Origin of the sequence: Jatrophihabitans telluris (assembly GCF_023516435.1) — a bacterium.
GTDB classification, from domain to species: Bacteria; Actinomycetota; Actinomycetes; order Mycobacteriales; family Jatrophihabitantaceae; genus Jatrophihabitans_A; species Jatrophihabitans_A telluris.
Map to the genome: position 1 here is coordinate 3,628,052 of NZ_CP097332.1, position 25,559 is coordinate 3,653,610.

Consider the following 25,559-nt stretch of genomic DNA (forward strand, 5'->3'; position numbering starts at 1 on the left):
CGGGTCAGCCTAGTTGGGTTCCTCAGCCAGTTCCTCAGCCAGTTCCTCAGCCAGTTCCTCGGACAGTCTCGCCACTCGCCGCTCCCAGGACGACCCGACCGGATGCACCTGCAGGATGCGGGTCTCCGATTCGTCCGAGCGGTCCAGCACGATCTCCAGGCGGCCTTCGGACAACTGCTCGGCGACGCCGGCTCCCCACTCGATCACGGTGACCGAGTCGTCGAGGTCCAGGTCGAGGTCCATGTCGTCGACCTCGTCCAGCGAGCCGAGTCGGTAAGCGTCGACGTGCACCAGCGGAATCCGGCCCCCCGGATGGACCCGGGCGATGACGAAGGTCGGCGAGGCGACCGCGCCCTGGACCCCGAGGCCGGCGCCGATCCCTTGCGTCAGCGCGGTCTTGCCGGCGCCCAGCGGGCCGGACAGCAGGACGACGTCGCCCGGCCGGAGGATGTCCGCCAATCGCCGCCCGAAGGCTTGGGTGTCCGCCACCGTCGGGGCCACGATCCTCAGCTCGTCGGACCTCACCGCGTCGGACCTCACCGCGTCGGACCTCACCGCGTCGCTGCCCGCGATCGCCGGCGCGACCGCGTGGTTCGGGCTTCGCTGATCAGTTCCAGCAGCGGGCCGTCCACCGCGTCCGGTCGTTCGAGCATGAGCATGTGCCCGGTGTCCGGGACCGTGATCAGCTCGGCGTCGGGCAGCGCCGCCGCGATGGCCCGCGAGTGCGCCACCGGGGTGAGCAGGTCGTGTTCGGCTCCGAAGAGCAGGACCCGGCAGCCGAGGAGACTCTTCAACCCGAGCGTCCCGTCGTGGGACATCAACGTCGGGTAGAAGTCCCAGACGACGTCGACCGGGGTGGCGGCGATCATGTTCGTGCAGTACGCCACGACGGCCGGATCGACGTTCTTGGATCCGAAGCTCAGCCGCTTGGTCATCATCCAGGCCAGGTCCCGGCCCAGCGCCCGCCCGGCCTCGACCAGGTTGACGTTCTTGGCCGCGCGGCGCAGCACCAGCGGCAGGACGGGACCGCGCCAACGGGCCAGGAAGCCGGGCATTCCCAGGGTGACCGTCTTCAACTCGCCGGAGGAGGTGTTGATCAACGACAAGTGCGAGATCCGGCCGTCGGGACCGAACCAGTCCGGGTGCAGCGAAGCCAACGCCATGACCGTCATGCCACCCATCGAGTGCCCGACGAGCACGAGCGGCCCCGTCGGCGCGGTCTTCTCGATCACCGTGGCCAGGTCGCGGCCGAGCTGCTCGAGGGTGCAGTCCAGCGCCGGGGATCGGTCGGAACGTCCATGTGATCGCTGGTCGTAGAAAACCATTCGGACCTCGTCGCCGAAGTGATTGCCGACGGCGGCGCGCTGAAAGTGAAAGGACCCCAGGTCGAGGGTGAAGCCATGGACGAAGACCACCGTCATGGGCGCATCCGTGGGGCCGACCTCCTCGACGTGCAGGCTGATCCCGTCCTCGGTGAGGACGCGGGACTGCCGGTCCACCGGCATCGCCCCGAAGGACGCCGCCGAGTGCGGGTCGATCTGGGCCCGCTGACGGGTGACCTGCTTTCGCTCGTACGCCACTCCGGCCGCAGTGATCGCCCCGGCGAGGCCGACCGCTCCACCGACGAGGGCGGGAACTTTCCCCTTCATGCGCCCTGCCCCGGGTCGGCACTGGTCTGGCCATTCGTGTCGGTGTCGGTGTCGGTGTCGGTGTCGGTGTGCCGGCGCGGCACCCGGGCGCCGATCCTGGTGACCACCTCGTAGTGGATGGTGTCGAGTGCGTCGGCCCATTCCTGCGCGGTCGGCTCCCCGGCGGTCCCGGGACCGAACAGGATCACCTCATCGCCCTCGACCACCGTGGCGTCGCCGACGTCGACGACGAACTGGTCCATCGCTACCCGGCCGCTGACCCGGAATCGACGCCCCCCGATCGCCACCGGCCCGAGATTGGTGGCCGACCGCGGGATGCCGTCGCCGTATCCCAGGGGCACCAGAGCGGCGGTGGTCGCCTCGGCCGTCCGGTAGACGTGGCCGTAACCGATACCCTGTCCGGCCGGCAGGCGCTTGACGTTGGCCAGGTGGCTGCGCAAGGTCATGGCCGGCCGCAGACCGAAGTCCTGGCCGACCACGGGCGACAGTCCGTAGAGCGCGATCCCGATCCGGACGAGGTCGAAGCGCGCGGCCGGGACGGTCAGGGCGCCGGCGGAGTTGGCCAGGTGCCGGACGGGCGGCTCGATCCCGGCCTGGACGGCACGGGCGAGCGCGGCCTCGAACCGGCTGACCTGCTCGGTCGTGGTGGGGTGGTCGGGCTCCTCCGAACGCACCAGGTGCGACCAGATGCCGATGACCTCCAGCTGCCCTGATTCGACCGCCTTGCCCGCGGCGTCGAGCAGATCGGGCCAGTCGGCCTCGGTCGCGCCGTTACGGGACAGGCCGGTATCGGCCTTGAGGTGCACGCGAGCCGGTTCGTCCTGCTCGGCCGAGGCCGCGCACACCAGCTGCAGCGCCGCGATCGAGGACACCGATACGTCCACCCCGACGGCCAGCGCCCGGGTGAGCAGCGCAAAATCCTGGGGAGTCCACAACCACGCCAGCAGCGGCTCGGTGAATCCCGCCTCGCGCAGGGCCAACGCCTCCTCGAGCAGGGCTACCCCGAGCCAGCTCGCGCCACCGGCCAGCGCCGCCCGCGCGGCCGGAATCATGCCGTGGCCGTAGCCGTCGGCCTTGACGACGGCCATCACGTCGGTGCCGGTGAGGGAGCGGACGGCCTCGGCATTGGCCCGGATAGCCGCCAGGTCGATCGTCGCTTCGGAACGCAGCACGCTCCCAGTCTGCCAAACGCCGGATGCCGTCCGATCCGACCAGTCCGTCAGCGGAGCTCGGCGATCACCCCGGGCAGTTCGCCGAGTAGATCGGGCGCGGTGACCGGACCGGTCTGCGCGGCCCGCTCCCCCGCACGCCCGTGCAGGTGTGCGCCGACCGCGGCCGCGAGGGCCGGTTCGAGACCGGCGGCCAGCAGGGAGCCGATCAGCCCGGAGAGCACATCACCACTACCCGCGGTCGCCAGCTCAGGCGTCCCGGTTCCATTGACGAACACCGGCCCGGAGGACGGAGCGGCGATCACAGTGGCGAAGCCCTTGAGCAGCACCACGGCCCCGACGCGGTCGGCGGCCCGGCGGGCGGCCGCGACGCGATCGGTGCCGATCGGGCCGAAGAGCCGCTCGAACTCACGATCATGGGGCGTCAGGACCGAGGGTGCGCTCCGTTCGCGCAGCAGTTGCGCCAGGGCGCCGTCCTCGGCCAGCAGGTTCAAGCCGTCGGCGTCGATCAGGACCGGAACGTCGGAGTCGAGCACCGCCCGCAGGCTGGCTCGCGCGTGATCGTCGCGGCCCAGCCCGGGCCCGATCGTCCACGCCTGCACCCGCCCGGCCAGCGCGACGGTGTCGCTGACCAGGACGTCCGGGTGCGCGCGGCTGACCTCGACGTAGGCGTAACCGGCATAGCGCACCGCCCCCACCCCGCCCAGGCGGGCCGATCCGACCGCCAGCTGGGCCGCCCCGGGGTACTCCGCCGATCCGGCGACGACACCGACGACGCCGCGGGTGTACTTGTCATCGCCCGGCTCCGGACGCGGCAACATGGTCGCAAGGTCACGGTCGGTCAGCCGTCGCAGCGCCGGTTGCGCATCGGCCAGGGCGGGACCGAGGCCGATGTCGACGAGTTCGACGCGGCCGGCGCGAACCCGTCCCTCTCCCACCAGCAGCCCCGGCTTCAGGCCACCGGGACACACCGTGACGGCGGCGTGCACGGCCTCGCCGGCCACAGCGCCCGTGTCCGGGTCCACACCGGACGGCACGTCGATCGCCAGCACCGGGGCCGGAAGCTCTGCCGCCCGCCGCACCACCGGCACGAGGTTGTCGCGTAGCGGTCCGGACGCGCCGATCCCGACCAGGCCGTCGATGATCACGTCGGCACGCGATACGTCGGCGAGCTCGACCACGCGTCCGCCGCAAGCGCGGAAGGCTGCGAGCGCGGCGGGGTGGACCCGGTCGGGGACCGCGAGCACCGCCTCGACCGACACCCCTCGGCGCCGCAGGTCCGCCCCCGCGTAGAGGGCGTCGCCACCGTTGTCCCCCGCGCCGACCAGCAGTACGGCCCGTGCCCCGTAGCCGAAGCCGAGCAGATCGAGGGCCCGCGTCGCGACCGCCCGGGCAGCCTTGGCCATCAACGCACCGTCGGGAACCTGCGCCAGGACGCTACGTTCAGCGGCGCGGATCTGCTCGACGGAATAAGCCATGTCCACGACGGACTCCTCAGCCTTCGGCGACGACGACAGCCGAGGCTATGCCCCCGTCGTGGGACAACGACACGTGCCACCGGTTCACCCCGAGCACCTCGGCGCGGGCCGCTACCGTCCCGCGCACCCGCAGCGTCGGTGCTCCGTGTTCGTCCACGACGATCTCGGCGTCGTGCCACTGCATGCCGCCCGGTGAGCCGAGGGCCTTGGCCAGCGCCTCCTTGGCCGCGAAGCGGGCGGCGAGGGATTCGGCCGAGCGGGGCGCGCCGCTGGGTGTCACCCGCTCTGCCGGTGTGAACAGCCGCTCGATGAGCGCAACGGTCCGCTCCGAGGCTGATTCGAAACGGGCGATCGGCACGACGTCGATGCCGACCCCGACGATCAAGCCAGGCCCGCTTCGGCCGTGGTCGGCGTGCCCGGTGAGCCGGGTGAGCCCGGTGAGCCCGGTGAGCCCGGTGAGCCGATCGCACCGGGAGGGGCGTAGTCGGACAGGTGACCCGGGAAGACCGAGGCGTGCGGGTCCATGAACTTCACGGCGTTGTTGACCGCGGTCGCGACCTCACCGAACCCGGTCGCGATCAGACGCACCTTGCCGGGGTATTCGCAGATGTCGCCCGCCGCGTACACGCCGGGGACGGAGGTGGCCAGGGTCGTGTCCACGACCAGGTGACGCTTCTGCACGATGTCCAAACCCCAGTCCAGCAGCGGGCCCAGATTGGCGATGAATCCCAGCGCGGCCACCAGCCGGTCGCAGGAGATCACGGTCTTGTCGCCCTCGACGTCCACCTCCACCGCGGTCACCGGATCGCCGAGAACAGCCGTGACCTGGGCGTTGGTGATCACCTCGATGGCGGAGGTGTTCATGATTTCGACCGAGTGCGGGTGGGCGCGGAACGCGGCCCTGCGGTGGACGAGGGTCACCGACTTCGCGATCGGCTCCAGCAGCAGGGCCCAGTCCACCGCGGAATCGCCGCCGCCGACGATGACGACATCCAGGCCCTCGTACTCCTGGGGTTTGGGGACGAAGTGCACGACACCGTGGCCCAGCAGTTCCTCCCCGGTCGGCAGCGGGCGCGGGGTGAAGGTGCCGATCCCGCCGGTGACCACGACGCTGCGGGACCGGATGCGGCGCCCGGTCGAGGTCGTGATCACGAACGCGCCGGGATCACCACCGCGCTCCAGACCGACAGCCTGCTCGTCGAGTACGTAGTTCGGCGAGAACGGAGCGGCCTGCTCGACGAGGTTGGTCACCAGCTCGCGGCCACGGATCGCCGGAAACCCGGCGACGTCGAAGATCGCCTTCTCCGGATACATGGCGGTGATCTGACCACCGGGCTCGGGCAGCGAGTCCAGCACGGCCGTGGAGAGTCCGCGCACCCCCGCGTAGTACGCACCGAACAGGCCGACCGGCCCGGCGCCGACGATGAGGCAGTCCACTGACAGTTCCGCAGAGGTCACCAGCCGAACTTAGGGGACGGCGGCCCTCAGAGCGAGTGCGGGTACCTCACGCCATGGCTTCGTCCTTGAGCCCTGAGCGGATCATCTCCCGCAGCTCAGCGCTGTCCTGGTGTCCGTGGGTGGCGACCGCGTGCTGGGTGGCGGCGTCGAGGACCTCGTTCTCCTCGCCGCTGATGGTGAGCGTGCAACCGCTGTCGCTGGGCATGTCCCGGCAGTCGGCAACCTTACGAGCCATGGCGAACTCCAATCCGTGGGCGACCACCTTGACAGAATCACGAGCCGGACGCAGGGTCGATACGCACATCGCGCAGCAGAGATCGAGAATGAGTCGACCTTTACTGGGGTTTGCGCCTTGTGCAGCGAGGTGCGCCGTGTTCGTTCCGGATCAAACGCTGCGGCGGGCGGTCACGCTGATCAGCGCTGTGAACCGTTGCGCCGACCAGGACGAGTTCGCTCGGATCGCCCTTCCCGGGCTGGCCGACCTGATCGGTTGCGACGTCATCACCTACCACGGGGTCGGCACTGATCAGCTGCCCCCTCGACAGTTCCGCCGACCGGACGCGCAGGCCGAGTTCTGCCGGTTCGTTCCCCTCGGGCATCAGCTGTGCCTCAAGCTGCCCCTGGCCGATGGCCACGTCGTCACGATCGTTCTGACCCGAAGCGATCAACCGTTCTCCGATGGAGAGCGTGAGGTGCTGTCGATCCTGCGTTTGCCCTTGCGCGACGCGTTGGTCCGCGCCGACCTGCGTCCTTCGATCCCCGGGACCGAAGCGGGGCACGCGGGGCGGGCGGCGCTGGCGGGGCAGGCGGCCGCGTGCTCCGAGCACAATGCTCTGTCCGATCGTGAGCGGCGGGTGCTCGAGCTGGCCGCATCGGGCGCGACCACCGCACGAATCGCCCGGGAACTGGCGATCAGTCCGCGTACCGTGTCGAAACACCTGGAACACAGTTACCGAAAGCTGCAGGTATCCGGCCGGGTCGCCGCCGTCCTCGCCGCCGGGATCGGCCCTGAACCAGGCGCTGGCGGTTCTCGGGACGGCGCGACTACTCGACCGTGACGGACTTGGCCAGGTTTCGTGGCTTGTCGATGTCGTTGCCCCGAAGCTGCGCGATCTCGGCCGCCAGGATCTGCAGCGGGATCGTGGTCAACAGGGGCGAGAGCAACGTCCGGGTCCGCGGGATCTCGATCAGGTGCGCGGCGTGCTTGGCCACCAGCTCGTCGCCCTCCTCGGCGATGACGATGGTGCGAGCACCGCGAGCGGAGATCTCGGCGATGTTGGACAGCATCTTCTGATGCAGCAGCGGACGTCCGGTCGGCGACGGCATCACCACGACGACGGGCAGGTCCTGCTCGATCAACGCGATCGGGCCGTGCTTGAGTTCGCCCGCCGGGAATCCCTCGGCGTGCATGTAGGCCAGTTCCTTCAGTTTGAGGGCACCCTCCAGCGCGACCGGGTACCCGACGTGCCGGCCGAGGAACAGGATGGCCTTGGCCGAGGCGATCTCGCGGGCGACGGCGCGCACCTGCTCACCGACCTGCAGCGTGGTGGCGATCAGGTCCGGCATGGCCTGCAACGCGGCGTACTCGGCGGCGATCTCGTCCGGGTACTTGGTGCCCCGGGCTTCGGCCAGTGCCAGCCCGAGGATCAGCACGGCCGCGACCTGAGCGGTGAAGCACTTCGTGGACGCCACCCCGATCTCGGGGCCGGCGTGGGTGTACAGCACGGCGTCGGACTCGCGGGGAATCTGCGCGCCGTTGGTGTTGCAGATCGCCAGCACCGTGGCTTTCTGATCCTTGGCGTGCCGGACGGCCTCGAGTGTGTCGGCGGTTTCCCCGGACTGGCTGATCGCCACGACGAGCGTCTGCCGGTCCAGCACCGGGTCGCGGTAGCGGAACTCCGAGGCCATCTCGACCTCGACCGGGATCCGCGTCCAGTGCTCGATCGCCTGCTTGGCCAGCAGGCCCGCGTGGTAGGCGGTGCCGCAGGCTACGACGAAGACCTTGTCGACCTCGCGCAGGGTGCTCGGATCCAGCCGCTGTTCGTCGAGCGTGATCCGGCCGTTCTGGAAGTGCGACCGCAGGGTGTCGGCCACCGCGGAAGGCTGCTCCTGGATCTCCTTGAGCATGAAGTAGTCGTAGCCGGACTTCTCGGCCGCGGCCAGGTCCCAGTCGATGGTAAAGGGGCTGCCCTCGACCGTGCGGCCGTCGAAGTCGGTGATTCGGTAGCCGGACCGGTCGATCTCCACGACCTGGTCCTGACCGAGTTCGACGGCTTGGCGCGTGAACTCGATGAACGCGGCGACGTCCGAGCCGAGGAAGGTCTCCCCATCACCCAGACCCAGGACGAGGGGGGAGTTGCGGCGGGCCGCCACCACGGTGTCCGGGTTCTCCGCGTCGATCAGCACCAGCGTGAAGGCGCCCTCCAGGCGGCGGCAGACGATGCGCAGCGCGTCGGCCAGGGTCTCGGCCTCGCCTCGGCGCAACACCCCGGCGACCAGGTGCGCGACCGTTTCGCTGTCGGTGTCCGAGGCGAACTCGACACCTTCGCGTTCGAGTTCGGCCTGCAGCGCGACGAAGTTCTCGATGATGCCGTTGTGCACGACCGCGATACGACCGGAGGTGTCGGTGTGCGGATGGGCGTTGCGATCGTTCGGGGCACCATGGGTGGCCCAGCGGGTGTGCCCCATCCCGGTCGTGCCGGTAATCGTGCGCTCGGCCAGCAGCGCGTCCAGATTCTCGATCCGGCCGGCCTTCTTCGCGGTCTGCAGCGTTGCGTCGTCGCTGATGATGGCTACGCCCGAGGAGTCGTAGCCGCGGTACTCCAAGCGACGCAGTCCCTCCACCACGACGTCGAGAGCCTGGCGATGTCCTACGTATCCGACGATGCCGCACATAGGCCTACAGCCTACGGGAGGCGAAGCCTCAGCCGGACGAGCCGGACGAGCCGCCCCCGGAGATCGGCGTGTCGGAGACCGCTGCCGGGGCGGATGTCGGGGCGGATGTCGGGGCGGATGTCGGGGCGGAGGATGCCGGCGAGGTCAGCGGTGCGGATGTCGCCGAGGACCCGGCCGTGCTCGGTGAGCTTGCCGTCCCGCTTGCGGTGCCGTTCGCCGTCCCGCTGGCCGTGCCGGTGGCCGGCTGGCTTGTCCCGGTCGATGTTGCTGCGGACGACCCGGCGGAGGGCGTCGCCCGCACCGTGGGCGTCGGGTGCGTGGCCGTGTGGCCGCCGGTGACCGACGTTCCTGATCCTGACTTACCGGTGAGCGTTGAGGACAGCGGTTGGCCCGACAGCGCCTCGAAGGTCGTCACCGCACCCATGACGAGCACGAACAGGGCCACGCACCCCAACGCGAGGCGCATGTAGGACACACCCCGGATCGACGGCGCCGTCCCGCGTGAGGTCCCGAAGCGGGCGGCCACCGCCGATTCCACCGCTGCGGCACGCAGCCGGTCGCGGGTGCGGTCGATCGAGTGCTTGTAGACGGCGCTGCCGACGACGGTGATCAGGCTGCCCAGTCCGGCGCCGATGACCGTCCCGGCAACGCCGAACACGGAGGCGGCGACCGTGGCGCTCACGGCCGCGAGAACGCTGGCCAGGATCTGGGTGACGGACAAGGAGAGTCGTTCGGAGCTTCTGGTGTCGGTATCGGTGTCTGGACGCTGGTTTCGGGTGTCAGTGAGGCTCACGGATTCATTTCGTCGGCGTTCGGTTCAGGCTTGCATACCGGCAACGACGGCGTCGGAGCCCTCGGTTCCGGATGCGGTCCGACTCTAGGGAAGCTCTCACGTCATGCCCAGACACGCTCAGGACGCGGCCAGCGAGAGCCGAGGGGACGGACCCGAGCGAACACCAGCCTCAGACGGAGCCGACCACCCCGGCCACACGACGCGCGATGGCGTCGGCCTGGGCCTGCGACGAGGCTTCGACCATGACCCGCACCAGCTGTTCGGTGCCCGAGGGACGAAGCAGGATGCGTCCGCTGTCGCCCAGCTCATCGGCCGCGTCCTGGACCGCGGCGGTCACCTCCGCCGACTCGGCGACGGCGCTCTTGTCGCTCACCGCGACGTTGACCAGGATCTGGGGCAGGCGCTGCACGACGGCCGCGAGCTGAGCCAGGCTCCGACCCGTCTCGGCCATGCAGCCCATCAGCCGCAATGCCGTGAGCAAACCGTCGCCGGTGGTTGCGGCGTCGGTGAAGATCACGTGCCCGGACTGCTCACCACCCAGGCTCAGGCCCTCTGCGGTCAGCGCCTCCAGCACGTACCGGTCCCCCACCGCGGTGGTCAGCACGTCGATCCCGACCGAGCGCATCGCGTGGTGGAAGCCGAGGTTGCTCATCACGGTGGCGACAACGGTGTCGCGGATCAGGACGCCGCGACGCTTGAGCGCAGCGGCGCAGATGGCCAGAATCTGGTCGCCGTCGACTACGGCGCCGGAGGCGTCCACGGCCAGGCACCGGTCGGCGTCGCCGTCATGCGCAATGCCCAGATCGGCGCCGTGTTCGACCACCAGCGCAGCCAGTGACCCGATGTGGGTCGATCCGACCCCGTCGTTGATGTTGTAGCCGTCAGGTGCGTCGGCGACCACGACGACATCGGCGCCGGCACGGCGGTACAGCTGGGCGGCGACCGTAGACGCGGCCCCGTTGGCGCAGTCGACCACGACGCGCACGCCCTGCAAGGACTGGGGATTGACCGCTATGAGGTGATCCAGGTAGGCCTCGACGGCGTCATCGGCCCGGCTCACCCGGCCGACGGCCGCGCCGACCGGACGGGCCCGCGCCCAGCCGCGATCGAGCTCGTCCTCGATCTCGGACTCGAGGTCGTCGGGCAGTTTCGTCCCGCCGCGGGCGAAAAGCTTGATCCCGTTGTCGGGCATCGCGTTGTGGCTGGCCGACAGCACGACCCCGACGTCGGCGCCGTAATGCTGGGTGAGGTAGGCGACCGCGGGCGTCGGCAGGACGCCCAGGAGCCGAACGTCGGCGCCGGCCGAGGTCAAACCGGCGACCACGGCGGCTTCCAGCATCTCCCCCGACGCGCGCGGATCCCGGCCGACGACCGCCAACGGGCGGCGCGCACCGCCGTGAGACGCCAACACCCGAGCGGCGGCGCTGGCAAGGGCCAGCGCCAGCTCGGGTGTCACGTCGACGTTCGCGAGTCCGCGGACGCCGTCAGTTCCGAAGTGCTTTCCCATCGGTGCGGAAAGAACCTGCGGGCCGATTAGCGCTTGGAGTACTGCGGAGCCTTACGGGCCTTCTTCAGGCCGTACTTCTTGCGCTCCTTGACCCGCGGGTCACGGGTGAGGAATCCGGCCTTCTTCAGCGCCGGGCGGTCGTCGGCGTCCAAGCCGATGAGGGCGCGGGAGATGGCCAGCCGCAGCGCACCGGCCTGGCCGGTGATGCCGCCGCCGATCAGGCTGGCGATGACGTCGAACTGGTCGACCTTCTCCAGCGTGACGAACGGCTCCTTGATGAGCTGCTGGTGCACCTTGTTCGGAAAGTAGTTCTCCATGGTGCGGCCGTTGAGCTTGAACTGACCGGTGCCGGGAACGAGCCGGACTCGGACGATGGCCTCTTTGCGCCGGCCTACGACCGGGGCTGTGACAGGGGAAGTCATGAGAATGTCTCCTACTCGGCCCGCGCTTACTGCGCGACCTGCTTGATCTCGAAGGGCTTCGGGCTCTGCGCGGCGTGTGGGTGCTCCGGGCCGGCGTAGACCTTGAGCTTCTTGAGCTGCTTACGACCCAGAGTGTTCTTGGGCAGCATGCCCTTGACGGCGATCTCGACCAGGCGCTCGGGCTTGGTGTCCAGCAGTTCACCGACGGTGCGCTTGGACAGACCACCCGGGTAACCGGAGTGGCGGTATCGGAACTCGCCGAGCTTTGAGGGGGCGACGGCGACCTTCTCCGCGTTGACGATGATGACGAAGTCACCGGTGTCGACGTGGTTGGCGAACGTCGGCTTGTGCTTGCCGCGCAGCAGCGTGGCCGCTTGGGTGGCCAGACGGCCCAGCACGATGTCGTTGGCGTCGATGACGTGCCATTCGCGCGTCACTTCGCCAGGCTTGGGGGTGTAGGTAGACACGATGCGACTCTTTCTAATCGGTCTTCACGGCGGACCCATCGACGGTCGTCGATCGGCAGACCCGCGCCGCTCCCGCGGTCGCCCCGACCTGACTGGTCGATGCGTACCCCGGGACATGGCCGGCGGTGCGTTTCAGTACCCGCGTGGGGGCTGTGGCACACCAGCAGATGACGATACCGGGCCGGTTCCGTTCCGACCAAATCCACGTTGACGTTGCCCTTGTTGCTCGGCCCCGCACGTTGACGTTGCCCTCGTTGCTCGGCCCCGCACGTTGACGTTGCCCTTGTTGCTCGGCCCCGCACGTTGACGTTGCCCTTGTTGCTCGGCCCCGAACGTTGACGTTGCCCTTGTTGCTCGGCTGGGCAACGTCACCGGCTCACCGGGGACGGACAACCCGGGCCGCGTCGAACACCGGCTCCGCTGTCTCGACCACCTGACCGTCGGCGCCGAACAACAGGAACCGGTCGAAACGACGGGCGAACCAGCGATCGTGGGTGACCGAAACGACGGTCCCGTCGAAGGCGTCCAGGGCATCTTCCAGCGCCTCGGCCGACAGGACGTCGAGGTTGTCGGTCGGCTCGTCCAGAAGCAGCAGCGTCGCCCCGGACAGCTCCAGCAACAGGATCTGGAACCTGGCCTGCTGTCCGCCGGACAGGGTCTGGAAGCGCTGGTCGCCCTGTTCGTCGATCTCGTACCGGCGCAGAGCGGCCATCGCCCGGCCTCGGTCCACGCCGGGACGTCCGGTCTCGCCGTGCCAGAGCAGGTCGACCAGCGTGCGGTCGAACCATTCCGGGTGCGTGTGCGTCTGCGCGAACAGGCCCGGCACGACCCGCGCGCCCAGCCGCGCGCTTCCGGTATGACGGACGGTTTCCCCACCCAGCAGGCGCAGGAAATGCGACTTGCCGGCACCGTTCGATCCGAGTACGGCCACCCGCTCGCCGTAGAAGATCTCCAGCGAGAACGGCTTCATCAGCCCTGACAGCTCCAGGTCCTCGACGGTCACCGCGCGAACCCCCGTCCGGCCGCCGCGCAGCCGCATGGTCACGTTCTGCTCCTCGGGACGATCCGGGGGCGGACCTTCGGCTTCGAACTTCGCCAGCCGTGTCTGCATGGCGCGATAACGAGACGCCATGTCCGGCGAGATCTTGGCCTGCTGCTGCAGGGTGCGAACCAACTCCTTCAGCCGTGCGTGCTCCTCCTCCCAGCGCCGTCGCAGTTCGGCCATTCGCTCGTGCCGGTCTTTGCGGGCCTGGTGATAGGTGACGAACCCACCGCCGTGCACCCAGGCCGTCCCACCCTCGACCGTGACGACCCGGTCCGCCGCCTCGGCCAGCAACTCGCGATCGTGGCTGACGAACAGCACGGTTTTGCCCGTCTGCTTCAGCTGATTCTCCAACCACTGCTTACCGGGCACGTCGAGATAGTTGTCCGGCTCGTCGAGCAGTAACACCTCCGCCGGACCACGCAACAGCGCCTCCAGCGCGAGCCGCTTCTGCTCACCACCGGACAGCGTGGACAACTCCCGGTACTTGCAGGACTCGTAGGCCAGACCCAGGGCGGCGACCGTCACGGTGTCCCAGAGCACCTCGGCGTCGTAGCCGCCCGCGTCTCCCCAGTTGGCCAGTGCATGGGCATACCGCAGCTGGGTCTTCTCGTCCTCGGCCTCCATCATGGCCAGTTCCGCGGCGGTGAGCTCGGCCCACGCCGTCACGATCGCCGGAGCCGACAGCTGCACCAGAAAGTCCTGCACGGTGGTCGAATCCCGGACCGATCCGATGAACTGACGCATCACGCCGAGGCCGCCGGTCTTGGCCACGGCACCGGTCTGGGGCACCAGGTCCCCCGCGATCAACCTGAGCAACGTCGTCTTGCCGGCACCGTTCGCCCCGACCAAGGCGGCCTTGGCGCCTTCGCCGACCCGGAAGTTGACGTCCTCCAGCAGCACCCGGCCGTCGGAGAGTTGATGTCGGACGGACTGCACATCGAGATAACCCACGCCCACCAGTGTCGCCGATGGCACAACCGCGAATCCTGTGGGCACAATCGTGCGGTGACCACTTCAGAGGTGCGAGCCGGTCTGGGCAGGAAAGTCGCCGCGGATCTCGTCGCCGAATTGGTGAGCGAGCTGGGCGGCGAACAGTTCGTCATCATCGATCCAGATCTCATCGAGAACTACCGCTACGACTGGGCCCGGGACCCGGCCGCCGGACGTCCGCTCGCCGTTGTCCGGCCGGAAGACGCGGCTGGCGTGGCGACGGCGATGCGCTGGGCCCACCGGCACCGCATCGCGGTCGTTCCGCGCGGAGCGGGCTCCGGGTTGAGCGGCGGTTCCTCGGCCGTCGAGGGCGGCATCGTGCTCAGCCTCGATCGGCTGCGTGCCATCGAGATCGACGTCGACTGTCGCGTGGCCATCGTCGAGCCCGGGGCGCTCAACGCCGAGGTCAAGGCCGCCGCCCGCGAACACGGGCTGTGGTACCCACCGGATCCGTCGTCGTTCGAGATCTGCTCGATCGGCGGCAACATCGCGACGAACGCCGGCGGCTTGTGCTGCGTCAAGTACGGGGTGACGTCGGACTACGTGCTCGGCCTGGATGTCGTTCTCGCCGACGGGACGCCGATCTCACTCGGCGGCAAGCGGCTCAAGGATGTCGCCGGGTTGTCACTGCTCAAGCTCTTCGTCGGCAGCGAGGGCACCCTGGGCGTGGTCACCCGTGCCGTCCTGCGCCTCATCCCGGCGCAACAGCCACCCAGCACACTGGTGGCGTTCTTCGACACCGTGGCGCAGGCGGCCGAAGCGGTCGTGGCGATCACTCGAACCACGCGGCCGGCGATGCTCGAGCTGATGGACTCGGCCTCGATCAATGCGGTCGAGGACGTGCGCTCGATGGGACTGGACCGCACCGCCGGTGCGTTGCTGCTGGCTCAGTCCGACGTCGGCGGATCCGGTGCCTCGGCGGAGATCGCCCAGGTGCGGGCGGTGTGTGACTCCGTCGGTGCCCGTGAGGTGTTCACCACCGACGACCCGGTCGAGGGCGAACTGTTCGCCGCCGCGCGCCGGGCCGCGTTCCCCGCCATCGAGCGTCGTGGCGCACTGATGCTCGAAGACGTCGGCGTCGCTGTGCCACTGCTTCCACGATTGCTCGAGGGAATCACCGAGATCGCCGAGCGGAACGGCGTCGAGATTCCGACGGTGGCCCACGCCGGTGACGGCAACACCCACCCCATCGTGGTGTACGACGTCAACGATCCGGACTCCCGGCGCCGCGCGAATTCGGCCTTCGCCGAGATCATGCGGCTGGCGATCTCGCTGGACGGCACGATCACGGGCGAGCACGGAGTGGGCCGTCTGAAGAAGGACCATCTGCCCGACCAGCTTGGTCCGGAGGTCATGGCGATCAGCCGCGCGATCAAGAATGCGCTTGATCCTTCGGGCATCCTCAATCCTGGCGCGGTCCTCTGATCCACGTTGAGGTTGCCCTCGTTGCTCACCCGTGCACGTTGAGGTTGCCCTCGTTGCTCATCCGTGCACGTTGAGGTTGCCCTCGTTGCTCGTCACGTGCACGTTGAGGTTGCCCTCGTTGCTCACCCGTGCACGTTGAGGTTGCCCTCGTTGCTCGTCACGTACGCTTTCCTGCATGCCCAGGCGTCCGACCCGCACCGTCCCGACTGTGATCGTGCATGGAATCAATGGTTCCCCCGCCGATCACTGGCAGCGCTGGCTGGCAACCGAACTCTCCGCAGCCGAGCGCGAGGTGCGCTTCCCGGAGCTGCCGAATCCCGATGCCCCGGATCTCGTCGAGTGGAAAGCCGCACTCGCGACATCGCTTGCCGACCTGCAAGACGACGGATTCGATGTGGTGGCGCATTCCCTCGGCGCAGCGCTTTGGCTGCACCACGCTGTGGAGACGGCGGACTCGCCGCGGCCGGCTCGGGTCGCATTGGTTGCGCTGCCTGCGAGCAGCGTTCTGGTCGACGTAGCGCCGAGTTTCACGCCCATTCCGCTCGATATCGACTCGATACGTCGGGCCGCCGACGGGACGGTGCTGGTGGGCGGCGACGATGATCCTTATTGCCCCGGCGGAATCGCTCGGGTGTACGGCGCGCCGTTGAAGATGGCTGTCACCGTGATCCCAGGGGGTGGCCACCTCAACGTCGACGCCGGTTACGGCCCGTGGCCGGCCGTGCTGGACTGGTGCGGACGGGACAACCTCGCCTTCATCGCCTGAGCGCGCGCCCGTTTGCTTCACGCACCCTTCCTCGACGTAGTCGTTCTCGCAACAAGGGCAACCTAAACGTGGACGGGTGAGCAACAAGGGCAACCTCAACGAGACCCCGCCCGCAACAAGGGCAACCTCAACGAAAGGCTGCCGCAACAAGGGCAACCTCAACGGAGGGTGGTACGCACAGCGCGGGTGAGCGTCGCCCGGTCCGCCAGGAACTGGGAGTCCGGGTAGCCCACGCCGGTAAGGGTCAGCCCGTGAGCCGGCGCCACTTTCACCTCGTCGCACCGGTTCGGCCGACCCAGCAACGAAGCAGGCCAGTCCAAGGGCCGGTGTCCCTCACCCACGGCGGCCAACGCACCGACCAGCGACCGGACCATCGAGTGGCAGAACGCGTCGGCGCGAACAATCAGCGTGACCAACGGTCCTTCGCGGAGAACATCGAGTTGCTGAAGGGTGCGAATGGCGGTGGCACCATCTCGGCGCTTGCAGAACGCGGTGTAATCGTTCAGCCCCAGGAGCAGCTGGGCAGCTTCGTGCATTCGGACGTCGTCCAGGCGACGTCGCCAGGCAGCAGTGTTGCGACGGTCGAGCGGGCGCACGCCCCAGTCGGCGTCACTGATCCGGTAACGGTAAGCGCGCCACTCCGCACTGAACCGGGCGTCGAAGCCAACCGGGGCAGGACTCACCGAGTACACCCGGATGTCCGGCGGCAGCAGCCCGTTGAGTCCGCGCAGGACGCGATCCGGCTGCTCGGCCCACGCAACGGACGGGACGTCCAGGTGCGCTACCTGTCCGGTGGCATGCACCCCGGCGTCCGTCCGACCCGCGACGGTCAGTACGGCGCCGCTTCGGAACAGCACGTCGAGTGCATCCTCCAGCACGCCTTGCACCGTGCGGCGGTCCGGTTGCCGGGCCCAGCCGGAGAAGTCCGTGCCGTCGTAGCTGAGATCCAGGCGCAACCGTACCGGGGGCTCCCCCTCGCTCTCGCCCTGCCGCTCGACAGCACGGGCCGCCGCGACAGCCCGAGCAACGTCAATGGCACCAGCAACGTCAACGGCACCGCCACCGGCACCGTCACCGTCACCGGCAGCCGCAAATCGACCGGCAGTCATTGCTCCATCCAAACAGAGCTGGCCCGACCCTCCGCAAGGGAGGGACGGGCCAGTTCATCGGCTCGACTCAGTGCTCTGACCTACTCAGTGCTCACTGACCTACTCAGTGCTTCGACCTACTTGGTCTCGTCCTTGGTCTCATCCGCGGGCTCGATGACGTCCAAGCCGGCGTCCGCGTCGACGTCGGCGGACTCGACCTCGGAGGTACCGACCTCGTTCTCGGCCTCGATGGCGTCGGCGCCGTCGACGTCATCCGACTCCGCCGCCTTGGCCGCCGCTGCCTCGTCGGCAACCTTGGCCGCCGTCGCCGACTCGGACGCGGCGTCCTCGGCGATCTCAGCGGTACGACCCGTGGGCGCCTTCGACGGCGCAACCTTGGTGCCGCGCGACCTCTCGGCCTCGCGCACGACCTTCGCCGCCGCGGACAGCTCCTCGACCAGCTCGATGACCGCCATCGGGGCGTTGTCGCCCTTGCGCGGGTTCACCTTCACGATGCGGGTGTAGCCACCCGGCCGCTCAGCGAACTTCGGACCGATCTCGGCGAACAGCTTGTGCACCACGTCCTTGTCACGGATGACCGCGAGCACCTGGCGGCGAGCGTGCAGGTCACCGCGCCGGGCGAAGGTGATCAGCTTCTCGGCCAGCGGACGAAGACGCTTGGCCTTGGCCTCGGTGGTGGTGATCCGGTCGTGCTCGAACAGTGCCGTCGCGAGGTTCGCAAGCAGTAGCCGCTCGTGGGCCGGACCGCCGCCGAGGCGGGGACCCTTGGTAGGGGTAGGCATTACGTTCTCCTAGTAGGTATTTGTTTGTCTGAACCGAAGATCCGACCCGCCCTGCGTGTCCGGCAAGGATGCCGGACACCCAAGCGAGAGCGGGCCAATCAGCCTTACAGTTCTTCGGTTTCGGCGTAGTCCGCATCCTCGGACTCGTCGCCGTAGGTGTCGCTGCCGTAGGACTCGACGACGGAGTTGAGGTCGAATCCGGGCGGGCTGTCCTTGAGGGCCAGGCCGAGGCCGTGAAGCTTGACCTTGACCTCGTCGATCGACTTCGAACCGAAGTTGCGGATGTCGAGCAGGTCTGCCTCGCTGCGGCCCACGAGTTCACCCACGGTGTGGATGCCCTCGCGCTTGAGGCAGTTGTACGAGCGGACGGTGAGGTCCAGCTCCTCGATCGGCATCGAGAACGCGGCGATGTCGGCAACCTCGGTCGGCGACGGTCCGACGTCGATACCTTCGGCTTCCTCGTTCAGCTCGCGGAGCAGGCCGAACAGTTCAACCAAGGTGTGCCCGGCCGAGGCCACGGCATCGCGGGGGGTGATCGAGTTCTTCGTCTCGACGTCGACCACGAGGCGGTCGAAGTCGGTGCGCTGCTCGACACGGGTCGCCTCGACGGCGTAGGTCACCTTCAGGACCGGCGAGTAGATCGAGTCCACCGGGATCCGGCCGATCTCTTGGCCGGCCTGCTTGTTCTGTACCGAGGTCACGTAACCGCGACCGCGCTCGACGACCAGTTCGATCTCCAGGCGTCCCTTCTTGTTGATCGTCGCGATCTTCAAGTCGGGGTTGTGCACGGTGACGCCCGCGGGCGGGGCGATGTCCGCCGCGGTGACCTCGCCGGGACCCTGCTTGCGCAGGTACATGACTACGGGCTCGTCCGAGTCGGAGGACACGACGAGTTCCTTGAGGTTCAGGATCAGGTCGGTGACGTCTTCCTTGACGCCTTCGACCGTCGTGAACTCGTGCAATACACCGTCGATGCGGATGCTGGTCACGGCCGCGCCCGGAATGGACGAGAGCAGCGTGCGACGAAGCGAGTTACCGAGGGTGTAGCCGAAGCCGGGCTCGAGGGGCTCGATGACGAACTTCGACCGGTTTTCCGCGATGACCTCTTCGGTCAACGTGGGGCGCTGGGAAATCAGCATGGGTGTTTCTCCTTGGATCAGGGACGACCGCTATATGACGTCCGCGAGTAGATATTCAGTTGTCTGCGGCATGCGGTGCGGAGCCGGCGAACCGGCTCCACACCCGCAGCGTGGCTTACTTGGAGTACAGCTCGACGATCAGCTGCTCGGTGAGCGGGATGTCGATCTGCGCGCGCTCGGGCAACTGGTGCACCAGGATGCGCAGCCGTGACGGAACGAGCTGCAGCCAGGCCGGCACCGGGCGGTCGCCGAGCGTCTCGCGGGCGATCAGGAACGGCGTGGTTTCCAGTGACTTCGGCTTGACGTCGATGATGTCCAGCGGGCTGACCCGGTAGGACGGGATGTCGACCTTCACACCGTTGACCAGGAAGTGGCCGTGGCTGACGAGCTGACGCGACTGCCGGCGCGTCCGGGCCAGGCCCGCGCGGTAGACGACGTTGTCCAGGCGGGATTCCAGGATCTGCAGGAGGTTGTCACCGGTCTTGCCGGAGCGGCGGTTGGCCTCTTCGTAGTAGCGACGGAACTGCTTCTCCAGCACCCCGTAGGAGTACTTGGCCTTCTGCTTCTCCTGCAGCTGGAGCAGGTACTCGGACTGCTTGATCCGAGCGCGGCCGTGCTGGCCGGGCGGGAAGGGACGACGCTCGAAGGCGGCGTCGCCGCCGACCAGGTCGACGTTGAGACGGCGCGAGATGCGGGTCGCGGGTCCGGTGTAGCGTGCCATGTTTCTCTATCTCCTCTTCAGACCCGGGTCAGACTCGACGACGCTTGGACGGCCGGCACCCGTTGTGCGGCTGCGGCGTCACGTCGGAGATGATCCCGACCTCGAGACCGGTGGCCTGCAGGGATCGGATCGCGGTCTCACGGCCGGAGCCGGGGCCCTTGACGAACACGTCGACCTTGCGGACGCCGTGCTCCTGCGCCTTGCGGGCAGCGTTCTCGGCGGCCATCTGCGCGGCGAACGGGGTCGACTTACGCGAACCCTTGAACCCCACGTGGCCGGAGGAGGCCCAGCTGATCACGTTGCCCTGCGGGTCGGTGATGGAAACGATGGTGTTGTTGAAGGTGCTCTTGATATGAGCATGGCCGTGCGCAACATTCTTCTTCTCTTTGCGACGGACTTTCTTGACGGCTCCAGCGCCGCGGGCCTTGGGAGGCATATACCGATTTCTCCTGGTTTTTCGAAACGAAAGAGTGACAGCACGAGCGTCGGGGCCGGCGGATGATCACCGGCACCGGGCACGAACTACTTCTTGGCCTTCTTCTTGCCGGCGATGGTCTTCTTCGGTCCCTTGCGGGTACGGGCGTTGGTCTTCGTGCGCTGCCCGTGCACCGGCAGGCCACGGCGGTGCCGCAGACCCTGGTAGCAACCGATCTCGATCTTGCGCCGGATATCGGCGGCAACCTCGCGTCGCAGGTCACCCTCGACGCGGTAGTTGCCCTCGATGTGGGTCCGGAGCTTGGCCAGGTCCTCATCGCTCAGATCACGAGCGCGAAGGTCGGGGCTGACCCCGGTGGCCTCGAGAGTTTCCTTGGCGCGGGTCGGACCGACGCCGTAGATGTAGGTAAGTGCGATGACCATCCGCTTTTCGCGGGGAAGATCAACACCGGCAAGACGTGCCATTAGCGGGCGTTCTCCTTCGTTTCTTCGGAGGTCTTGTGCGCATCCGTCCGGTCGTGCCCTAACGACCGGCCCAGGCCTCCGACCCGGGGTGGCCCGCCTGATCACTCAGGCGGGAGGACTGCGCGTGCTGTGGTGGTACTGGTGGTACTCGGTCTGTCTGCTCAGCCCTGACTTAGACGTCCGAGGACGCCCGCGGTCAGGACGCAGGGGTTGCTAGCCCTGCCGCTGCTTATGACGCAGGTTCTCGCAGATGACCATGACGCGGCCGTGGCGACGAATGACCTTGCACTTGTCGCAGATCGGCTTGACGCTCGGCTTGACCTTCACGGTCCTACTCCTGTTTGGTACTGGACCCCGTCCGGTCTCCCGGTTTCGGCGTCTGGCATCGGTCGGCTTACTTGTATCGGTAGACGATTCGTCCGCGGGTCAGGTCGTAGGGCGACAGCTCCACCACCACCCGATCCTCAGGCAGGATCCGGATGTAGTGCTGGCGCATCTTGCCGCTGATGTGGGCGAGCACTTTGTGCCCATTGCTCAGTTCCACTCGGAACATCGCGTTGGGCAACGGCTCAACCACTCGGCCTTCGACCTCGATGGCCCCGTCTTTCTTGGCCATATCCTCCGCTTTTCTCGGCTGCTCAGTGGATTGAGCAGCACGTTCGACTCACGTCTTCGTGCAGTTCGGACACAGTTCGACAGCTCCGGCTCACGGCCGGAATCGACGAACTACGCCCAGCGCTACCGATGAGGGCCGGTTCCCACTCGCGGCCACAGCGAGTGCACGTCGCCCGAAATTCGGGAGAACATGACAGAACCGGCGGCATGCGCCAAACGATGAGTCTACGACGTCGATGGGCCAACGCCAAAACGGAGGCCCCCTTGCAGCCATGTGACGCGTTTCGCGGCCCGAATACTCAAAATCTGGCCGGAAATCGAGAATTCGGGCCGCGAAAGCCGGGAAGGGAGCCGGGAAGGGGGCCGGGAAGGGGGCCCGGAAGGGCGGCCGACTAGCGGGCGGGGCCGGGCTTGGGGGATGAATCGGACGGTGAGGGGTCGGCGGCCGCGGGCGCGCCGGCATCGCTCGGGGGCGGTTCCGCGGCGTCGGAGCTCTCCGGCACGGCAGAGAGGGCGCCGGCCAGCGACTGGATGGCGTCCTCGCTCGGCGAGACGGCGGCCTCGTTGGCCCGTTTGAGCTCCTCGTACACCTCTTGGCGGTGCACCTGGACCGAGCGGGGGGCGTCGATCCCGATCCGGACGGCGTCGCCCCGGACCTCGAAGACGGTCACGGTGATGTCATCGCCTACGACGATGCTCTCGCCTACCCGGCGGGTCAGAATCAGCACGAATGGCTCCAGCGTTCGGCTCGGCCCCGGGCCGGATCGGCTCGGGGCTTTCGCTAACGCTAGCTTGCCAGCGGCAGCAACGGCGCATGCAGGGGCAACCGCGGGTCGTCGAGGACCACCTGCATGGCCCGGCCGTTCTCCGGAATCATGACGATCGGGGCGAGAAGGTTCGCCGTCGCGTCGGCGATGCCGTCCTTGACGGAAACGATGACCAGCAGCTGCAGCTCGACGTCGGCGACGTCGCCGAGCGGGGCCACGTCGGACTCGTTGACCGCCGGCTCGTAGTCGGGAAAGAAGCCCGCGGGGGGCATCACGACGAAGCGGAGCTGCGGCGTACGCAGCGACCGCAGGCTGAACAGGGTGCCCTCGGCGTCGATGGCGGCGAGGCTGAAGTCGCGCTCGTCCTCGAAGCCGGGAATCGGCTCGACGAACTCGACCAGGCGGGCTGCGCGCTGCTCGGGTGCGGGAGCCGCTGCCGGCCGGGTCTCTGCGATCATCGCGGTCACGCTCACTTCAGGAAGTCCAATAGGGAGATCTGACGAACCTTGGCCGTAGTGGCCAGCGCCGCTTGGTAGGAAGCGTCCGCCGAGGACACCTTGATCGCCATGTCGGCGAGGTCGATGTCTTGCACATCGGACAATTGCGACTTGAGTTGAATGACGTTGGTCGAGTTCACAGTCTGGGTGCTCTGGATCCGCGAGTAGACGGCCCCGGCCGCGCCCTGGGCGGCGCTGATGGTCTTCATCGCGCTGTCCAGGGAGTTCAGGTCGGCGGTCAGGTTGGACGGGTTCGTACGCAGGTCGTTCGAGATCGTCGACAGCGTGTCGAAGAGGTTGGAGCCGTTCGCGCCGAACACGCTCGTCCCGGTCTGGTTGATCTGGACCGTCGTGTTCGGGCCGACCGTGCGGCTGACCGCGGCGGTGTCGCCGACGTAGCTGCCGGAGGAGTCGAATGCGACCGCGCCCGAGGTCGTGCCGCCGAAGACCGGCCGACCCAGGTAGGCGGCGTTGGCCAGCGACAGGGTCGACGTGCGGATCTGGTCTACCTGTTGGGCGAGCGCCTCGTAGGCCGTCGAATCGTTGGTGCCGGTGTTCTTGCCCTGCAGCACCAGGTTGCGCACGGTCTGCAGCTGGGTCACGGCGCTCGAGAGGTTGGAGTCGACCGTGGTCAGCCAGCCCAGGGCGTCACTGGCGCCGGTCTGGTACTGGTCGTTGCGCTTGAGTTCGGCCCGCAGCGTCAGTGCGGTCGCGGTGCCGGACGGGTCGTCGGACGGTTTGGTGATCTGCCGGCCGGAGGAGAGTTGGGACTGCAGGTCGGCGAGCTTGGAGGCCGTCGACTGCAGGCCGACGAGTGCTCCGTACGCTGCGGACCCTTCAGTGACGCGCATGGCTTACAGACCCGCCTTTCCGGTGCGGTTGATCAGGGTGTCGAGCATTTCGTCGACCGTGGTGAGGACCCGTGAGGATGCCTGGTAGGCGCGCTGATAGGTGAGCATGTTCGCGGTTTCCTCGTCGTAGCTGACGCCGGCGACGGACTGCTGCTGGGCGTCCACGGAGGTGGTCACCGAGGCCTGCACCGTTGCACTCTGACTGGCCCGCTGGACGTCGGAGCCCAAGGTGGTGACCAGGTTGCTGTACACCGCATCCGGACCGGTCGCGCCGGCGGTCGTGCCCAGGTTGGCCATCGCCAGCGCGTTGTCCCCGCCGAGGTTGCCGCCCGGAGTGCTGGACGCCGCGATCTTCGTCGGGTCCGTGATGGCCACTGAGATCGAGGCCGCGGTGGTCCCGGAGAACAGCGGACCACCCGCGGTACCCGACAGGTCGTAGCCGGCCTCGTGGGCGGTGTTGGCCGTGTCGGCGACTGCCTGCGCCACCGCATCCAGCTTCGCGGCGTAGTTCGGGAACGTGGTGGTGAGCGCGTCGACGAGGCCCTGGGCCTTGCCGCCGGCGCTCCCTGCGGCGGCGCCGCCCACAGTGAGGCTGGTTCCGGACACTGCGACGGCGGTGGCCGTGTTGCCCGCGACGAGGGTCTGCCCGCCCAGGGTCACCGTGGCACTGCCGTCGGGCTGCAGGGTGGCCTGGGTGCCGGCGGCGTCGGAGAGCTTGACCAGCAACTGATCCCGTTGGTCCTGCAGGGAGTTGGTGTCGGTGCCGGTTGCCTTGCCGATCGAGATCGCGGCGTTCACCTGAGCCAGGGATCCGGCCATGGTGTTGACGTCGCTGACGGTCTGGTTCAGCCCGGCGGTGGCGCTGGCCTGCAAGTCGTTCAGGGCCGCGGCCGTGGTGTTGAGGGTGCTGGCCACCGTGGCGGCCTTCTGAAGCACGACCGACCGGGACGACAGGTCGGCGGGGTGGGTGGAGACGTCGGTGAAGGACTTCCAGAAGTCCGACAGCTGCTCGGCCAGTCCGTTGTCACTGGGCTCGTCGAACAGGGTCTGCACACCGGAGAGCTGGGTGGCCGAGGTCGAGGCGTAGGAGTTCTTGTCGTGCTCGGTGCGCACCCGCGCGTCCAGCACGTCGTCGTTGAGGCGGCTCACGGACGACACCTTGACCCCTCCGGTGGCGCTGTTGCGCTGCGTCGCGTACATGGCCGGCACGTTGCCGACGGTGCCGACGGTGGTCAGGTCCGCCCGCTGGCGCGTGTAGCCGGGGGTGTTGGCGTTGGAGATGTTCTGGCCGGTGACCTCGAGGGCGTAGCGCTGGGCCGCGAGGGACTGAGATGCCGTGACCAGTCCGGCGAAGGAGCCGCTCATGCCTGCTCATCCATGATGACCGGACGGAGGCTGCTCGAGGTGGTGGTGACGCCGCGGGAGTCGTAGGTGTCGACGGAGTCGGTCACGGACAGCAGTGTTTCCCGGATCGAACGTGCGCCGGCAGTCAGCAGGCGGCGGTTCTCATCGGCGGTCTGCTCGATCTGCAGGACGAGCTTGAGCATCGCGTCGCGGTGTTCGAACAGGATGCTGCGCCACGGCTCGTCGGCAAGCTCAGCCAGTTCGGTGAGCGAGATCCCGATGTCCTTGCCCAAGTCGGCGGCCAGCATCTCGACCTCGGCGGCGCGCAGGACCTCGACACCACGCAGTTGCTCGACGACGGCTTCGACCTCGCGGTTGGCCGGGGCCAGCCAGCGGGTCTCGCCCGCGGACACGATCAGCCGCTCCGAAACGAGCTTGAACAGCAGCAGCTCCAGGGCTTCGCGCTCCCGCCACAACAGAGTGGATACCTCGGAAAAAGTCACGGTCGTCTCCACGGTGAGCTTCGTCGTTGCCGACATCTTGTCGTCACGCTCCTATCTTGTCTGGCTTCCTGATCGGCATCGGCCTGGCGGACCTTAGATCTCCACACCCTCGCGCGGGGGCCTCGCACCGCGCCGGCAACAGCCTTGCGCCAGGCGGGAACGGGACCGGCATCGGCCCGCTGAACGGCCGCAGCCAAGCCCGTCCCCATACCTCTCTATGGGCGTACCTATGGGCGTACCTATGGGCGTACCTGTCGGGGGGCCTGT

29 protein-coding genes are annotated in these 25,559 nt (G+C 68.2%); 3 read left to right on the plus strand and 26 right to left on the minus strand.

What is annotated here, in order from left to right; genetic code table 11:
• Positions 1 to 9: 9 nt before the first annotated feature.
• The 7 genes from tsaE to M6D93_RS16660 are packed head-to-tail and all read right to left on the minus strand — an operon-like array spanning position 10 to position 5,989.
• Positions 10 to 525, minus strand: coding sequence for a tRNA (adenosine(37)-N6)-threonylcarbamoyltransferase complex ATPase subunit type 1 TsaE (gene tsaE / locus M6D93_RS16630; RefSeq protein ID WP_249770907.1), 516 nt, complete (start codon positions 523 to 525; stop codon positions 10 to 12).
• Positions 526 to 551: 26 nt separating this feature from the next.
• Positions 552 to 1,649 carry an alpha/beta fold hydrolase gene (locus M6D93_RS16635; protein ID WP_249770909.1) on the minus strand — a complete coding sequence of 366 codons (1,098 nt, stop codon included), beginning with the start codon at positions 1,647 to 1,649 and terminating at the stop codon, positions 552 to 554.
• Positions 1,646 to 2,821 carry an alanine racemase gene (alr, locus tag M6D93_RS16640; RefSeq protein WP_249770911.1) on the minus strand — a complete coding sequence of 392 codons (1,176 nt, stop codon included), beginning with the start codon at positions 2,819 to 2,821 and terminating at the stop codon, positions 1,646 to 1,648. The genes M6D93_RS16635 and alr overlap by 4 nt, the downstream gene beginning before the upstream one ends.
• 47 nt (positions 2,822 to 2,868) lie before the next feature.
• A complete protein-coding gene (locus M6D93_RS16645; RefSeq protein ID WP_430667198.1) occupies positions 2,869 to 4,302 on the minus strand; it encodes an NAD(P)H-hydrate dehydratase in 1,434 nt (477 codons plus the stop codon).
• Positions 4,303 to 4,312: 10 nt separating this feature from the next.
• On the minus strand, positions 4,313 to 4,681 hold the full coding sequence (locus M6D93_RS16650) for a holo-ACP synthase (protein ID WP_249770915.1): 369 nt from the start codon (positions 4,679 to 4,681) through the stop codon (positions 4,313 to 4,315).
• Positions 4,678 to 5,757 (minus strand): NAD(P)/FAD-dependent oxidoreductase, encoded by a 1,080-nt coding sequence (locus M6D93_RS16655; RefSeq protein WP_430667241.1) that lies wholly within the window; start codon positions 5,755 to 5,757, stop codon positions 4,678 to 4,680. Before M6D93_RS16655 ends, M6D93_RS16650 begins: the two co-directional genes overlap by 4 nt.
• A 43-nt stretch (positions 5,758 to 5,800) precedes the next feature.
• On the minus strand, positions 5,801 to 5,989 hold the full coding sequence (locus M6D93_RS16660; protein ID WP_249770919.1) for a DUF1059 domain-containing protein: 189 nt from the start codon (positions 5,987 to 5,989) through the stop codon (positions 5,801 to 5,803).
• Positions 5,990 to 6,125: 136 nt separating this feature from the next.
• Between M6D93_RS16660 and M6D93_RS16665 the strand changes: the two genes are divergently transcribed.
• A complete protein-coding gene (locus M6D93_RS16665) occupies positions 6,126 to 6,812 on the plus strand; it encodes a helix-turn-helix transcriptional regulator (RefSeq protein ID WP_249770921.1) in 687 nt (228 codons plus the stop codon).
• Here the strand turns inward: M6D93_RS16665 and glmS are convergent.
• From glmS to M6D93_RS19565, 6 genes are all read right to left on the minus strand, one after another.
• Complete coding sequence (gene glmS, locus M6D93_RS16670; protein WP_249770923.1) at positions 6,799 to 8,649, minus strand: glutamine--fructose-6-phosphate transaminase (isomerizing); 1,851 nt, start codon at positions 8,647 to 8,649, stop codon at positions 6,799 to 6,801. The two genes, M6D93_RS16665 and glmS, sit on opposite strands and share 14 nt — an antisense overlap.
• A 28-nt stretch (positions 8,650 to 8,677) precedes the next feature.
• Positions 8,678 to 9,442 carry a RodZ family helix-turn-helix domain-containing protein gene (locus tag M6D93_RS16675; protein WP_249770925.1) on the minus strand — a complete coding sequence of 255 codons (765 nt, stop codon included), beginning with the start codon at positions 9,440 to 9,442 and terminating at the stop codon, positions 8,678 to 8,680.
• Positions 9,443 to 9,611: 169 nt separating this feature from the next.
• Positions 9,612 to 10,949 (minus strand): phosphoglucosamine mutase, encoded by a 1,338-nt coding sequence (gene glmM / locus M6D93_RS16680; RefSeq protein ID WP_249770927.1) that lies wholly within the window; start codon positions 10,947 to 10,949, stop codon positions 9,612 to 9,614.
• 26 nt (positions 10,950 to 10,975) lie between these two features.
• Positions 10,976 to 11,377, minus strand: a complete 402-nt coding sequence (rpsI, locus tag M6D93_RS16685) for a 30S ribosomal protein S9 (protein WP_430667242.1) — start codon at positions 11,375 to 11,377, stop codon at positions 10,976 to 10,978.
• A 20-nt stretch (positions 11,378 to 11,397) separates the two neighbouring features.
• On the minus strand, positions 11,398 to 11,838 hold the full coding sequence (gene rplM, locus M6D93_RS16690) for a 50S ribosomal protein L13 (RefSeq protein WP_249770931.1): 441 nt from the start codon (positions 11,836 to 11,838) through the stop codon (positions 11,398 to 11,400).
• A 376-nt stretch (positions 11,839 to 12,214) separates the two neighbouring features.
• Positions 12,215 to 13,834 (minus strand): ABC-F family ATP-binding cassette domain-containing protein, encoded by a 1,620-nt coding sequence (locus M6D93_RS19565; RefSeq protein WP_347343688.1) that lies wholly within the window; start codon positions 13,832 to 13,834, stop codon positions 12,215 to 12,217.
• 117 nt (positions 13,835 to 13,951) lie between these two features.
• Here M6D93_RS19565 and M6D93_RS16700 point away from each other — a divergent pair, with 117 nt between their 5' ends.
• Complete coding sequence (locus tag M6D93_RS16700; RefSeq protein ID WP_347343689.1) at positions 13,952 to 15,298, plus strand: FAD-binding oxidoreductase; 1,347 nt, start codon at positions 13,952 to 13,954, stop codon at positions 15,296 to 15,298.
• Between the two features lie 175 nt (positions 15,299 to 15,473).
• On the plus strand, positions 15,474 to 16,064 hold the full coding sequence (locus tag M6D93_RS16705; RefSeq protein WP_249770937.1) for an RBBP9/YdeN family alpha/beta hydrolase: 591 nt from the start codon (positions 15,474 to 15,476) through the stop codon (positions 16,062 to 16,064).
• A 158-nt stretch (positions 16,065 to 16,222) separates the two neighbouring features.
• Here the strand turns inward: M6D93_RS16705 and truA are convergent, their stop codons facing one another.
• The 13 genes from truA to M6D93_RS16770 all read right to left on the minus strand — a co-directional run bounded on the left by truA (position 16,223) and on the right by M6D93_RS16770 (position 25,328).
• Positions 16,223 to 17,173: a tRNA pseudouridine(38-40) synthase TruA gene (gene truA / locus M6D93_RS16710; protein WP_249770939.1), complete on the minus strand. Its 951-nt coding sequence runs from the start codon at positions 17,171 to 17,173 to the stop codon at positions 16,223 to 16,225.
• Positions 17,174 to 17,289: 116 nt separating this feature from the next.
• The gene (gene rplQ / locus M6D93_RS19570; protein ID WP_347343502.1) at positions 17,290 to 17,955 is read right to left on the minus strand and encodes a 50S ribosomal protein L17; all 666 of its coding nucleotides are present in this window, start codon (positions 17,953 to 17,955) and stop codon (positions 17,290 to 17,292) included.
• 104 nt (positions 17,956 to 18,059) lie between these two features.
• Positions 18,060 to 19,094 (minus strand): DNA-directed RNA polymerase subunit alpha, encoded by a 1,035-nt coding sequence (locus M6D93_RS16720; protein WP_249770941.1) that lies wholly within the window; start codon positions 19,092 to 19,094, stop codon positions 18,060 to 18,062.
• A gap of 115 nt (positions 19,095 to 19,209) precedes the next feature.
• Positions 19,210 to 19,815, minus strand: coding sequence for a 30S ribosomal protein S4 (gene rpsD, locus M6D93_RS16725; RefSeq protein WP_249770943.1), 606 nt, complete (start codon positions 19,813 to 19,815; stop codon positions 19,210 to 19,212).
• Between the two features lie 28 nt (positions 19,816 to 19,843).
• Positions 19,844 to 20,251, minus strand: coding sequence for a 30S ribosomal protein S11 (rpsK, locus tag M6D93_RS16730; RefSeq protein WP_249770945.1), 408 nt, complete (start codon positions 20,249 to 20,251; stop codon positions 19,844 to 19,846).
• 86 nt (positions 20,252 to 20,337) lie between these two features.
• The gene (gene rpsM / locus M6D93_RS16735) at positions 20,338 to 20,715 is read right to left on the minus strand and encodes a 30S ribosomal protein S13 (RefSeq protein ID WP_249770947.1); all 378 of its coding nucleotides are present in this window, start codon (positions 20,713 to 20,715) and stop codon (positions 20,338 to 20,340) included.
• 213 nt (positions 20,716 to 20,928) lie between these two features.
• The gene (gene rpmJ, locus M6D93_RS16740; protein ID WP_015883600.1) at positions 20,929 to 21,042 is read right to left on the minus strand and encodes a 50S ribosomal protein L36; all 114 of its coding nucleotides are present in this window, start codon (positions 21,040 to 21,042) and stop codon (positions 20,929 to 20,931) included.
• A gap of 67 nt (positions 21,043 to 21,109) precedes the next feature.
• Positions 21,110 to 21,331 carry a translation initiation factor IF-1 gene (gene infA / locus M6D93_RS16745; RefSeq protein ID WP_027139599.1) on the minus strand — a complete coding sequence of 74 codons (222 nt, stop codon included), beginning with the start codon at positions 21,329 to 21,331 and terminating at the stop codon, positions 21,110 to 21,112.
• A 391-nt stretch (positions 21,332 to 21,722) separates the two neighbouring features.
• Complete coding sequence (gene csrA / locus M6D93_RS19430; protein WP_283818599.1) at positions 21,723 to 22,058, minus strand: carbon storage regulator CsrA; 336 nt, start codon at positions 22,056 to 22,058, stop codon at positions 21,723 to 21,725.
• A 59-nt stretch (positions 22,059 to 22,117) separates the two neighbouring features.
• Positions 22,118 to 22,555 carry a flagellar assembly protein FliW gene (gene fliW, locus M6D93_RS16755; RefSeq protein WP_249770949.1) on the minus strand — a complete coding sequence of 146 codons (438 nt, stop codon included), beginning with the start codon at positions 22,553 to 22,555 and terminating at the stop codon, positions 22,118 to 22,120.
• Positions 22,556 to 22,566: 11 nt separating this feature from the next.
• Positions 22,567 to 23,445 carry a flagellar hook-associated protein FlgL gene (flgL, locus tag M6D93_RS16760; RefSeq protein WP_249770951.1) on the minus strand — a complete coding sequence of 293 codons (879 nt, stop codon included), beginning with the start codon at positions 23,443 to 23,445 and terminating at the stop codon, positions 22,567 to 22,569.
• A 3-nt stretch (positions 23,446 to 23,448) separates the two neighbouring features.
• Entirely contained in the window at positions 23,449 to 24,810 is a 1,362-nt protein-coding gene (flgK, locus tag M6D93_RS16765) for a flagellar hook-associated protein FlgK (protein WP_249770953.1), read from the minus strand.
• Positions 24,807 to 25,328, minus strand: coding sequence for a flagellar protein FlgN (locus M6D93_RS16770; protein ID WP_249770955.1), 522 nt, complete (start codon positions 25,326 to 25,328; stop codon positions 24,807 to 24,809). Before M6D93_RS16770 ends, flgK begins: the two co-directional genes overlap by 4 nt.
• Positions 25,329 to 25,559: the final 231 nt, after the last annotated feature.